Source organism: Pseudomonas sp. TS_SC_3 (assembly GCF_056156225.1).
The window spans coordinates 993562-1004831 of sequence record NZ_CM149586.1 but is presented as its reverse complement, the minus strand read 5'-3'; the positions used below and the strand labels follow the sequence as shown (position 1 = coordinate 1004831).

17 protein-coding genes are annotated in these 11270 nt (G+C 60.0%); all 17 read right to left on the bottom strand.

Annotated features, from left to right (window positions below; genetic code table 11):
• Window positions 1-13 precede the first annotated feature (13 nt).
• Window positions 14-649, bottom strand: coding sequence for a head decoration protein (locus tag AC0J6G_RS05000; RefSeq protein ID WP_475251851.1), 636 nt, complete (start codon window positions 647-649; stop codon window positions 14-16).
• Window positions 646-1827, bottom strand: coding sequence for a head maturation protease, ClpP-related (locus tag AC0J6G_RS04995; protein WP_475251849.1), 1182 nt, complete (start codon window positions 1825-1827; stop codon window positions 646-648). The genes AC0J6G_RS05000 and AC0J6G_RS04995 overlap by 4 nt, the downstream gene beginning before the upstream one ends.
• Window positions 1827-3275 (bottom strand): phage portal protein, encoded by a 1449-nt coding sequence (locus AC0J6G_RS04990; protein ID WP_475251847.1) that lies wholly within the window; start codon window positions 3273-3275, stop codon window positions 1827-1829. The genes AC0J6G_RS04995 and AC0J6G_RS04990 overlap by 1 nt, the downstream gene beginning before the upstream one ends.
• Window positions 3275-3499, bottom strand: coding sequence for a hypothetical protein (locus tag AC0J6G_RS04985; RefSeq protein WP_475251845.1), 225 nt, complete (start codon window positions 3497-3499; stop codon window positions 3275-3277). Before AC0J6G_RS04985 ends, AC0J6G_RS04990 begins: the two co-directional genes overlap by 1 nt.
• 11 nt (window positions 3500-3510) lie before the next feature.
• Complete coding sequence (locus AC0J6G_RS04980) at window positions 3511-5421, bottom strand: phage terminase large subunit family protein (protein WP_475251843.1); 1911 nt, start codon at window positions 5419-5421, stop codon at window positions 3511-3513.
• Entirely contained in the window at window positions 5396-5923 is a 528-nt protein-coding gene (locus AC0J6G_RS04975; protein WP_475251841.1) for a terminase small subunit, read from the bottom strand. Before AC0J6G_RS04975 ends, AC0J6G_RS04980 begins: the two co-directional genes overlap by 26 nt.
• Before the next feature lie 222 nt (window positions 5924-6145).
• The gene (locus AC0J6G_RS04970) at window positions 6146-6937 is read right to left on the bottom strand and encodes a hypothetical protein (protein WP_475251839.1); all 792 of its coding nucleotides are present in this window, start codon (window positions 6935-6937) and stop codon (window positions 6146-6148) included.
• A 12-nt stretch (window positions 6938-6949) separates the two neighbouring features.
• Window positions 6950-7324: a hypothetical protein gene (locus tag AC0J6G_RS04965; RefSeq protein ID WP_475251837.1), complete on the bottom strand. Its 375-nt coding sequence runs from the start codon at window positions 7322-7324 to the stop codon at window positions 6950-6952.
• Window positions 7325-7594: 270 nt separating this feature from the next.
• Window positions 7595-7927, bottom strand: coding sequence for an antiterminator Q family protein (locus tag AC0J6G_RS04960; RefSeq protein ID WP_475251835.1), 333 nt, complete (start codon window positions 7925-7927; stop codon window positions 7595-7597).
• A 10-nt stretch (window positions 7928-7937) separates the two neighbouring features.
• Entirely contained in the window at window positions 7938-8258 is a 321-nt protein-coding gene (locus AC0J6G_RS04955) for a hypothetical protein (RefSeq protein ID WP_475251833.1), read from the bottom strand.
• The gene (locus tag AC0J6G_RS04950) at window positions 8255-8623 is read right to left on the bottom strand and encodes a RusA family crossover junction endodeoxyribonuclease (protein ID WP_475251831.1); all 369 of its coding nucleotides are present in this window, start codon (window positions 8621-8623) and stop codon (window positions 8255-8257) included. Before AC0J6G_RS04950 ends, AC0J6G_RS04955 begins: the two co-directional genes overlap by 4 nt.
• Entirely contained in the window at window positions 8623-8856 is a 234-nt protein-coding gene (locus tag AC0J6G_RS04945; protein ID WP_475251829.1) for a hypothetical protein, read from the bottom strand. The genes AC0J6G_RS04950 and AC0J6G_RS04945 overlap by 1 nt, the downstream gene beginning before the upstream one ends.
• A 2-nt stretch (window positions 8857-8858) precedes the next feature.
• Window positions 8859-9890, bottom strand: coding sequence for a tyrosine-type recombinase/integrase (locus AC0J6G_RS04940; RefSeq protein ID WP_475251827.1), 1032 nt, complete (start codon window positions 9888-9890; stop codon window positions 8859-8861).
• Window positions 9890-10330: a dATP/dGTP diphosphohydrolase domain-containing protein gene (locus AC0J6G_RS04935; protein WP_475251825.1), complete on the bottom strand. Its 441-nt coding sequence runs from the start codon at window positions 10328-10330 to the stop codon at window positions 9890-9892. The genes AC0J6G_RS04940 and AC0J6G_RS04935 overlap by 1 nt, the downstream gene beginning before the upstream one ends.
• On the bottom strand, window positions 10330-10665 hold the full coding sequence (locus tag AC0J6G_RS04930; protein WP_475251823.1) for a hypothetical protein: 336 nt from the start codon (window positions 10663-10665) through the stop codon (window positions 10330-10332). The genes AC0J6G_RS04935 and AC0J6G_RS04930 overlap by 1 nt, the downstream gene beginning before the upstream one ends.
• On the bottom strand, window positions 10662-10871 hold the full coding sequence (locus AC0J6G_RS04925) for a hypothetical protein (protein ID WP_425915958.1): 210 nt from the start codon (window positions 10869-10871) through the stop codon (window positions 10662-10664). Before AC0J6G_RS04925 ends, AC0J6G_RS04930 begins: the two co-directional genes overlap by 4 nt.
• Window positions 10868-11236: a hypothetical protein gene (locus AC0J6G_RS04920; protein ID WP_475251821.1), complete on the bottom strand. Its 369-nt coding sequence runs from the start codon at window positions 11234-11236 to the stop codon at window positions 10868-10870. The genes AC0J6G_RS04925 and AC0J6G_RS04920 overlap by 4 nt, the downstream gene beginning before the upstream one ends.
• Window positions 11237-11270 lie beyond the last annotated feature (34 nt).

The window sequence follows — 11270 nt, the reverse complement described above, 5'->3', positions numbered from 1 at the left end:
GGATGGACTTGCGTCAGGGGCGAACAACGATACCCAGTGCGGCCAGGTCGGCTTCGCCGTTGGCATCTAGGCCTGTGAGCAGACGCTCAATCACTTCTGCATCGCGCACGATGGCGGCGGCGAGGATGTCATTGTCGGTTGCGTCAACGCCGGCATAGAGAATGGCGCTGGCCGTGCGACGGCCATCGTCGGTACCGTCATCGTCGTAAGGCGTGTACTCACCAAGCCCGGCCTTGACTGCCAGGTTGAAGCCGTCGCCCACCGCAAAATCGGTGGCGCCATCAGCCAAGGTGAAGGTGATGCCGCCGCCGGTAAATGCGATGCCTACCGTGCCGGCACCCACTGAAATACCCAGCGGGTTAATCACTTCGAACTTACCGCCGTCAGCGGCAGCCTCAGTGATTTCCACTACGTAGGTGCCGGTGATGGCAGCAGTGGTTACGGTAGCCGAACCAATTATGCCGTTGCCGGTGTTGCCAGCCTGAGCAGTGGGTACCAGTGCGTTGGCGGCAGTCAGTACGGCCAACAGGGTGCCAGCAGCAAGAATGCCGGAACCGGCGCTGATGACGATATTTTCGCGGCTGCGCGCACCGTTGGCCTCCGAACGGAGGAATTCACCGGCGTGCACGCCTTCGGTTTTGATGTTCATTGATGCGCTCCTTTCGAGGCATTGGGTTTGCGGCTGGCGTAGACAGCCTTGGGAGTTACTGCGGTGATTGTCGGTGCTGGGTCATCCGGCAACGGCGGGTGGTTGTTGAGCTCGACCTGGTTGCTATTGGCCAGCAGCTTGTCGAATAACTTGGCGCGGACCTGGTCAGCGGTGAGGCCGTCTTTGATGAACTGCTCGGCCTCACCCGGTAGCTTGGCCACCACGCAGATATCGCGAACATCGATGGCGTTTTTCACAGCGGCCTGCACAGCTGCTGGGCTCTTCAAGCCGCTGGCATTGATGAGTACATGGGCCACGTTGGCCAGCCCAGCCGCCTGACACTCAGTGGTCAGCTGTGCCGCCAGGGCTAACAGGTCGGGCGCAGGGTCTGGTTCAGAGGCCGGATCAGGTTCAAGTTCAGGTTCAGCCGGCTGGCTGCTGACCAAATCAAGTGCGGCTTGGGGGGTGTTGCGATACCGATTAAGTATCTTGCCGTGGGCGCAGTTACTGACTTGTGGGAGGCTGCCCTCAAGCACTTCATCTACAAAGCCCATCACCTTGGCTTCGGCGGGCGTCAGCCATGTTTCGTCATTGATGAGCCGACGCAGCTCAACCTCATCAATTGTCAGAGGCCGGCGCTGATAGCTGACCACAATGCCGTCCAGTGCCTTGTCCATCATGTCGGCCATCTTGCGCAGCTCGTCACTGCCGCCGGCCATGTAGGTCCAAGGGTTGTGGATCATAAACAAGGCGTTGTCGGCCATTTCGACCCGATGCGCGCCACAGGCTGCGACGCTGGCAGCACTGAAACAGGCTCCCACAATCCGTGCGGTGCAGCGCTCACCCAGGGCGTTGAGCGTGTTGTGGATGGCAATGCCGTCGAAGAGGTCGCCACCGATGCTGTCGAACAGCACCATCACCGGCGAGGTGCCATCATCCTGTGACTTTAGGTCGCGAATAAAATCGCCAGAGGTGATGCCCCAATAACCAATCTCGCCATAGACGTAGATTTCAATGACCTTCTGATCGGCCTCACCGACTGCACGGATGCTGTACCAGTGCTCGGCCTGCAAATCAGGCGTGGCGATTTTATTCATGATGCGCGGATGTGCGAGGGTGCACGCCGCCAGCCCCGCCATGGCGCAGGCGAGAGCCAGTGCGCTTGGAATTCGTTTCATTACTGATCCTCTTTTTCGGGTGCCAGGTCGGCGGTGTCGGTGGAGTAGTTGAGGCCGAGTTTGTCGGCACGCTGGTTGTCCTGGGCGTTCTCTTGGTCGATCAGCTCGGCGTCGTAACCGGTGCGCAGCACTTGCTCGCTGCGGCTGGTGAGGCCGGCGCGAATCTCCAGAATCTTGCCCTGCGGGTCTTGCACGGGGTGGATGTAGGTCCAGCCTTGCGGTACCCAGCGGGTGCGCAGGTAGTCACGGCGCCGGACTGCGTAGTCCGGCAGGCGGATAACACCTGACAGCACCGCGGCGTCCATCCAGGCTGCACGTATAGGCCGGCACAGCTGGTGAACGTAAACAGCAAATTGCAGCTGCTCGATGCGCCGGCGGAAGTCGTTGAGCAATACGCGCAGCACGCGGTCGCTGATGTCACCCATATCACCGGTCAGCAGTTCATAGGGCAGCTCGACACCCACTGCTGCGGCCTGCAACTGCTGCCGCATAAAGTCGATGTAGGTGTTGCCGGCATCCGGCGGATCGGAGAATTCAACCTCCTCGCCTTCGAGCAGTTCCTGCATTGAGCCAGGCTCAAGGGCAACCAGTGGAGCACCGTCACGATCCGCCTGAATCGGTTGCCCGGTCAGCGGGTCGAGCGGTGTTTGACCTTCAGATGCAGGGCGCTTGATAAAGCCGGCAAACAGGTTGCTGACCTCTTGCCGGAACAACACGGCATCGTCGTAGTTGTCCAGTGAGCGCAGGCGCAGCAGTACCGGCGCTAAGCGCGGGATGCCACGCAGCTGGCCGGCATCAACAACTTCGTAGATGTGCAGCACCTGGTCTGCCGGTACGCGGTGCAGGGTGTTGTAGCGCAGCCCGGCAGTTACAGAGTCGCCGGGGTTGTTGTGGTACATCCAATAAGCAACCCGCTTACCGATGCTGTTGAATTCAATGCCCGCACGCACGTTGTTGCCCGCACGGGTTTTGAAGTTCTTGTCCAGGGGCACGAACTCAGCCGGGAGCAATTGCAGCTGCAGGGGAACCGCTAGGCCATCCTCAGCACGGCGAAGGCGTAGGCGCACAAAGCACTCGCCGGCCTCCTCCACCATGCGACAGACCAACGCTTGCAGGCCGTAAAAGTCTGAGCGGTCGTCGGCGTCCGCTTCGTCTACCCAGTCCTCCCAGAGTTGATGCAATGCCGCGCGCTGATTAGCGTCAGCCAATTGCGAGCGCGGCACGATGCCTGTGCCGATGATGTTAGTGACGCGCTTGGAGATAGCACTGAACGCATAGGGGTCATTGCGCACCGCAGCCCGGGCCCGCTTGCGCAGGGCTGGTAGGGCCGGGATTGCTACCGCGTTCAGCGCTGCATCCGGGGCGTCCCAACCTTTGGCACGGCGGCCCGTGCCTGCACCTTCGTAACTGTTGCGGATGCGCTTGGGGGTATTACGGATGCGAGTCATCAGATGCCCTTGCCTCCGTGATAGAGCCGCGACACTCGCGGGCGACCGTTGAGTGCCGTCGCTTCACGGGCGGCTTGCTTGGCGTACTGCTCTTCCAAAATACGCATGCTGGCCAACTCTGCGCGCTGGACCTCGCGGTCGCCTTTACGCAGCCGCTGACCTTGGCTCAGCACGCGGTCGATTTCCGCACGGACGTTATCTAGGCGCTGCTGGGCAGTGGTCATGGTTGCTCCGGTTAGCGTTTCAAGTAGGTGCTGGAGGTAGTGCGACGGCGTGAAACTGGAGCCGAAGGCGCTTCATTTGGGGTGATTGTCAGACTGATGCCAAAGTTCTGTTGGGCAAGTCGCACCATCGCCAGCGCGCCAACCAGGCAGTCGAGTGCTTCGTTACGACGACCGCCCGCATCCCATAGATGGACACGGCGGCCCTTTACGATTTTTAAGACCTTGGATTCAGCAGTTAGCTGCTTAAGCTCGGACTCATCACAGATGGCATCGTTAGCTGGTAGGTGGATCACTCCGGGGCTCACGACACCTGGTTGTGGCTGCAAGCGCAGCCGACTACAGATCAGTTCTTTGGCGTTGTCGGTGCCGATCATCGTCAAGTACACGCCGGCCTTGCTCTTAGTGCGCGGGAAATCTGCGATGGGTTTGCCGTAGATGCTGTGGCCTTTAGTCGGGATAACCCAACGTATGCCGTGCTTCCGACTCTCGGCATACACCTCATCGGTGTAGTGACCGCCAGAGTCCCAGCCCCACAGCGCTACGCGAAGATGCTGACCATCTTCACGGAGGTAGGTGTTATGAAGTTTTACCCCGACCTTGCGGCGCAGTTCCTCGCTGGCTGGGTCGCCGTAAAGTATCCATCGCTCAACCAGCCAGGCCTCCTCGCCCTCGGCCCACGCCCACACCCGTCCTTCATACCGATCATCCTGCGTATCGATAAAGCCCGTGAGAACAACAACCCTAGCGGGCAAACTCGGCCAGATCTCTCGGCGGGCGTATAAGTGCTCCCACTCAATTTTCTCGCCCTGGTCTTCTTCCCAGGTTTCACCCAGCGTGGTGTTAGTGAAGGTCTTGAGCTTACTGATGTCGCCCTTGGCCTTGTAGAAGTCGAGGACGATGCGGCCCCAGGTGGTGAATGGGCTGTAGGCCGTCCATACGTGGAAGGTCAGCGACTCAGGCGTCGGTATCGGTTGGCTTTCGGCATCGAAGTAATCAATTCCGTCTTGCGTCCAGATGCCGGTGCGCTCACATATCCAACGACCTTTAGCGTGCTGCTCTTGCATTTCGTGCTGCTGGATCACGCAGCCGTTGTGCTCGCAAACGTACCAGGCGCTCTGCGGTTTTTCCGGGTCCCACTTGATGCCGTAGGCGCAGTCCTTGCCGCCCCACTTCAAATGCTGCTCACCACCACAATGCGGGCATGGCACGTTGAGGCGCAGCAGGTGCGGCGATTCGCTGGACGCAGCCTCGATCTGGCAGATACCTTTGATCTTGGGTGTGCTGCCCCGGATGGACTTGGGGAAGGTCGAGCCTTCAATCCGCTTGTCACCCAGAAAGGTCGGACTGCCTTCTTTCTCTACGTCCGGCTCAAAAGCTGCCAGCTCGTCATAGATGATGGTGTCGACAGACTTCTCACGGTAGTTCTTCGCAGCCGCACCACCCAGGCACCAGAGCTGCTTGGAATGGCTGAAGCGCTTGGTATCGAGCGTATTGTCGCGATGCTTCTTGCCGTACCAGGGAGCCAGCGCATAAATGCTCGGTACGTCACGGATCATGGTTTCGACTTGAGACTTCATGAAGCCCTGCGCCGCGCCATCGGTTGGCAGCAGAATCAGGATGTTCCGGCGCTTGTGCTCGATCTGGTAGGCAGATGCTGCGAGCAGCATTTTGGAGTAGCCGACGCGGGCGGACTTGATCACGTTGACGGTGCGGATCTCGTCGTTGCCCATGGCGTTGAGCATGGCCACCTGAAACGGCAGTGTTTCCCACTTACCCTCTTGGTAGCTGGACTCACTCGACAGATAGAAGTTGTCATCATCCGCCCACTCAACGGGCGTCTGCGGTACCGGGCGCATGAGCGGCACAAGCCCCTGACGAACAGCTGTTTGCAGCTCTTCAATCTGCGGCGTCGAGATACTCATTCAATAATCCAGGCAGGCGATCATCCAGGGTCGCCGACCTGTTACGAGCTTTGGCCAGCTCGCGCTGTACAGATTCAATGTGCCTAACCTCTAGGTCAGGGTGCCGGCGTTTCAATGTGAGTGGCAAGGTGTCGAGAATCGAGCCGATTTCGGCGGCCAAGCGCGAGAGCACAAACACGGCAAAGTCAGTCGGTACCGACTTGCGCTTGGTGACTTCGTTCTTCAGCTCCTGCCCTTCGGCCTGGGCGGCGGTGAGCCTCAGGCGCTCTTGTGACAGCTTGGCCTCGACGCTGGGGTCAACACCCTCAAAACCCTCTGGCACTTCCGGTCGTACTTGGCCGTTGTTCAGGCCTCGCAAATAGCGGATGTACGCCAAGCGGCAGGCGTCAATATCAAGACCGCCAGAACCTTTAGAGCCAGGCAATACGCCATCTGCGAGCAAGCTGCGCACTTGTCGATCACTCAGATCGATGTGAGCAGCTACTTCAACTTGCGTTGCCATGATTACCCCAAGCGGAACCGGAACCGGCTTCCCTGGAAAAAGTTCGTATGAAGCGAAAGGTCGGGGCCCGAATTACCCTTGACGGGCCAAAGCCCCTAGGGGCCCCGCCGTGTTTTCGGCTTAAAAAAATATGATTCTTATAAATCTATAAAAGCGCCGCTGAATTGACGCTGATCGCAGCATGTCTAGCGCCCGAGCTCGAACCTCGTCGGCAATGAGTCGTCAGCCACGCCGCGTAGCTAGGGCCTGAGCCATAGCCTTCTCGAACTCGATAGGCAGCGCGTCGTCGGCTGTCCGTTCGGCAACCTTGAAGAAGTCGAAGCCTATGCCGTACGCGGGACGCTTAACGAATGCCAGTGCCATGCGTATGTTGTTCTGGGTGCCCTTGCCGTAGCCCAGGCGCTCAGCAATACCCATGGGCCGACTGCCCTTCCTTACAAGGAAGAAGCGTCTGTTGCCCTTTGCTTGCGACCTTTCACTATCAGTTGCGTTGGCGTCATAGCCCGCGCCTGAGAGAACCCCGGCGCCCGATAGGATCTTGTTTAGCTTGCCCTTACCTATGTTGCCGTAAGAGTCGAGCTTGGCTGAGTCGCCAGGGACAACGTACTGGCCTGGGGCTAGAACGCCTGATCTTTCGAGGCGCCGCTCAAACCCCTTCTTGCTTCGCTGCCCACCATAGACCTGAGGCTGCAGCCACTTACTCGCGGCTCGGCCCTTACCCCAAGCCCCACTCTCACCAACGATCGTATTGCCGCTAGCGCTGCGGGACCTGCCATCCTTGATCCAAACCCTTGCCTCCAGCTTTGCCTTTGTTGCCGGCTGCACATACAGGCTGTTCAGGGTCGCGCGCGTGGGGCGGTCAAAGGCTATCTGCATCTCGGCATACAGCGCAGATTGCACTTCCTGGGCTGTCCTGGTCAGGGCAAGAGCAGCCGCAAATGGAAGCTGCTCACGCTCAAGGCGATCAAGGGTCTGCAGTCTTTCGCGCAATCCCTTGAAGGTCACCTGGATCATGCTGGGCCTCTGCTACTTCCACACCACCGCTTTAAGCTCACGCAGCATGTCAGGCAGGCTCATGTGCTTGCTCAGCTCGGCATACACGAACCAACCGCGCACCATCACCCAAGCAGGCAGGCCGCACACAAAGAAGGCGCCGGCCAATGCAATCAGCCCGATATCGTCGTTGGCCCAATGCTGCAGTTCAAACCAGCGGATCACGAACGCGCCACCAGTCAGGCTGGATACAACGGTGCAGATCAAGGCCACCACGAACTCACGCGGCGTCTTTGGCAATGTCATGGCCATCACAACGATGGTCACCAACACAGCAGAGAACGCGCCCAGCAGGCCCAGCTTGTAAAGCGCAATCCCGCCAAATGCGGTGGATGCTGGCTCAGTCATGTCACGTGCTCGCATAGTGGATACCTTGGCCATCGCCGGCCGGTCTCTGCTTATAGGTCCAGCACAGCAATGCGCCGCCATCTGCTCGGGGCAAGGAGGCGGGCATGCGTGCTGGGTGTCAGGGATAAAAGGCCCGGTGTGATCGGGCAAGGGCTGTTGGGTAACAGCTGAGGGATAGCGGAAACGAAAAAGCCCCGGCGGTTAGGCCAGGGCTTTTCAAGCGGTACAACCGCAAATTAGCTGTAATCTATAGGTTTCGGCCCGGGGACGTCAAGCGGCTAAGCGACGAGTTTCGAGAGCACCATCAATCCAGGCCACACCAGCTTTCCACAACTGCCGCGTCTTCTCCTCACCGAACCCCATCCGCTTACCAACTTGGGCAAAGGAGCTGCTGCTGGTGTAATAGCGCAGCATGACCTCGCCGCACTCTGGATAGCGCTTCCCCAAGCGCCCCATGAGCCGGTCAATTAGCAACGCCTCATCATCGGTGATCATCGGCGTACGCTGCTCAGTTGGCACCGCACAACCAGCCACGCCTGAACCCTGAACCACCCACAGGCCCCACTGTTCAAGCATTTCCTCTGTATCACGTGTGACCTGCATGGCTTTCCCCTCAGTCGCCAGTTCGATGCGCGCCGCCCGCGCCCTTCTTGTTGTTGCCCTGGTAGTCAGCTGCAGGCCCCGTTACGGGAACCAGGCCAGCACGCTCCAGTTGTTCTCTTTGCTGCTCAACCCGCCGATTGGCCCGGTTAAGCCTTAACCTCAGCTGTTGCACCATCTGCTCAAGGCTCAGCGCCTCATTGGTCGCCCGATCGATCAACCCCGCGCCGTTGCAGCCCGCGCAATCCATCACATGAAAGATGCCCTTGATAACGCCCTGCCCTTGGCACACCTCGCAGCGCACCAGAGGGATCACCGCCACCTGCCTGCTCACTGCGCCGCCTCGACATAAGGCTTGAGCGTTACCCGCACGGCGCCGCCTGGCCGAACCTCAGTGCTCAGGCTGCACTGCGTCACAAACAGGCAGTCATCAACGCCCAAGGCATCGGCCAAGCCGTCACGGCCAGACTTGAACGCGGCGATCAGGTTGTCGTCATCGCGGCGCCGGCGGTTCGGCGGCAGGAACTCAATCACCAGCAGCAACCGCCCAGCAGGCGCAGTCAGGCCAACCAGCTTGGCGTGCAGAAAGCAGCTGTCGCGGTACGCCTTGGCAGCACGGCTGCGGGTCGCCCAATGGCTGCGAGCATTCGGGCTCAGCACCTTCGGCGGCCAGGGCAGCAGCACCTGGTTAGCAGTCATCAGCTCAAACTCCGGCCACTGCTAACCGGAACAGCCAGCTTCACCTCGATAGCGCCAAGCAGCAGGTCACGCTGGCGGGTTACCTCTGCCAGCTCACGGCGAGTTGCCTGATGCTGCTCATGGCCGCACATGTAGCACTGAGGAACAGGGGAATCTTTCTTGTCCGCCCAGTCGTCAAACTGTTCGAAGCGCAGGCCGTGCTTGGTGCACTCCAAAGTCTGTTTTCCGTTCATCTTCATCCTCTACCCGTGAATACACTGGAAACGCCCGGAGTGCCCGCAGCATCTAGGCTTGCGTCTGTTTGCGGGGATGCAGCAGCGGCAACATTTAGGCCGTGCGCGATTGAAAAGCCGCACTCATCAAGACGGGCGTGCCATAGCTCAAGCGCCTCACGGCAGCGGCCTGCCACGTCGCGGGTCAGGTAGGTTTCAGCCGTCTTGCCAAGGCTGTGGTTGATCAGCCGCTCGCCAATGAAGTGATCCACACCCAGCTCAGACAGCGAGGCCCGCATCAGCTTGCGCAGGTCATGGCTCGACCACTTGCCGCCCGATATCGACCGGAACATTGAGTGAGCCGTAGTGGCCGACAACCGAGCACCGCCCCTCACTGGGAACACCCAGTCCCCCTGGGCGCGGGCGTCAGGCAACGCAGCCCGATAGCGCGCCAGCAACGCCAGCACCTGAGGCGTCAAAGGCAGCTCATGCAGGCGGCTGGACTTGTTCGCGGGGATCACCCAAAAGCGCTCAGCCCTCGAAATATGCGCCCAGGTGGCCTTGAGCGTTTCCGATATGCGCGTGCCGTGGGCCAGCATCATCAAAGGCAACAGACCGTTCACCGGGTCTTTGTCGAAGGCCTCGGAAAGCTGCGCAACCAAAGGCGGCAGGTCGATGCGTGACAAAGCAGCAGGCTTGCTCTTGATGGGCGCGCTGTCGAAATCCTTGAACGTGATCGAGGCCATCGGGTTGATCTTGATGCGACCCGTCTTCTCGGCCGTCGCGAACGCCCGGCGCAACACCTGAATAGCCTTCTGCTGGGTGGCGGGCGCCTTCCCGTCGCCACCCATGCGCCAGATCAGCTTGTCATCCACAACCCGCCGATCCAGCTTCTTGATGGCCACACGCGCCAGCGCCGGGAGAATGTTCACCTTGGCCATCGAGACCACATTCTTCCTGTAGTCCGAGTTCGCCGGATACTTCTGCTCAACCCTGCGCAGCCACCAGAGAACCACATCACCCGTGGTGCGCAGCTCCCCGCCTTTCGCAGCCATCAGGGCGCCACCTGGTCAGCGATGGTGAAGTGCTTCGGCGCGCGATCGGCGTGCACGTCCTGCAGGCGCGGCACATGCTGGGTCAGTGCATCAATCAGCGAGCGGTAACCGCCTGGCACTTGGCGATCATCCACCAACAGACCAGCTGCCTCCGCATCCACCAGAATGGCCAAGCACGCAAGAGCATGTGACAGATGCGGCAAGCCGCTATCAGGGTCGACCGCCTCACCTTCGAACCACGCATTGAGGTGGCGGCTTGCTGCGTCAAAGTAGATCGAAGCCCGCACACCACTAACCCGCCAGTTGGCACGACCATACTTCAACGCACCGTCCATCAGCCCCAAGCAACCCATGGCAGTGGCAGTAGTTGGCCACAGGTGCAAAGGCAGCTTCTGCGACCCGATAGAGTCCTTGGGGTTGGCTTCTTTTAGGCCGCCCATCACACCACCTCTTTCTTTGCTGGGAAAACAGTCCAGTCACCAATGCCGTTCCAAGTGCCTGCACCACCCATGTGAGAGACAGAGCCCTTTGACCCGCAAAGCTCAACCACAAAGAACTCCCACCAAATCAGCGGGGCATACATCCAGGCTGGGAATCGGCGGCGCTTAAAGCCGTGAACCTTCGCGCAGGCCCACGCAAAGCGCACGAATGAGGTGGCAGCAACCACTGAATAAGCCAGTCGGCCCAATAGGCCGCCAAGCTTCACGCCAAGCCATAGATTCAAGGCCAGGCCACAGATCACAACCCAGTACACGTACCATTCAACGACCATCACGCCACTTCCTTCTCTTCGCCAACAATCATCAAATGCCGCTCGCAGATCGCCTGAGCCTCTTTCGGGTCATCGCACACCTTGCCGATGAACTCCCCGCGCACGCTGGCTCGGTAAAGCGCTGCGCCGTCGACGACGAACTTCGCCACCTTGTAGGTCGGCGTGGTGTTGCTCAGCGCAACGAACTCGGATTGCTTGGCCCACTTCATTGAACTGAGCCCCCGCGCAGTGCCGCACGCAAAGCGGCCAGCCCTTTGCGCCCACCTTCCTCGGTGCGCACGGATGAAACCGAATACGGGTCAGGCAGCCCCAGCGGGATCGCCTTCAGCGGCTGGCCATCCATCACCATCCGGCAGGCGGCCTGGTAGTTGCGGGCAAACAGCTTGCGACTCACATCGGCTTTCGAGCTGAGCAGGCAGTGAAAGCCCGTCTCAAGCGCGGCGTGGCAAACAGCTGGATGGCTCCACGGCGCATCAAGCGAACCACCAGCCGGGTGAGCACGCTTGCAGGCCTCTTGGTAGGCGGCCCCCTCAGCCGGCAAACCAAACGCCTCAGGGTCACGGTTCTCACACATTGCCCGGAACTCAGGTGCCGCCGGCGGCCACCGT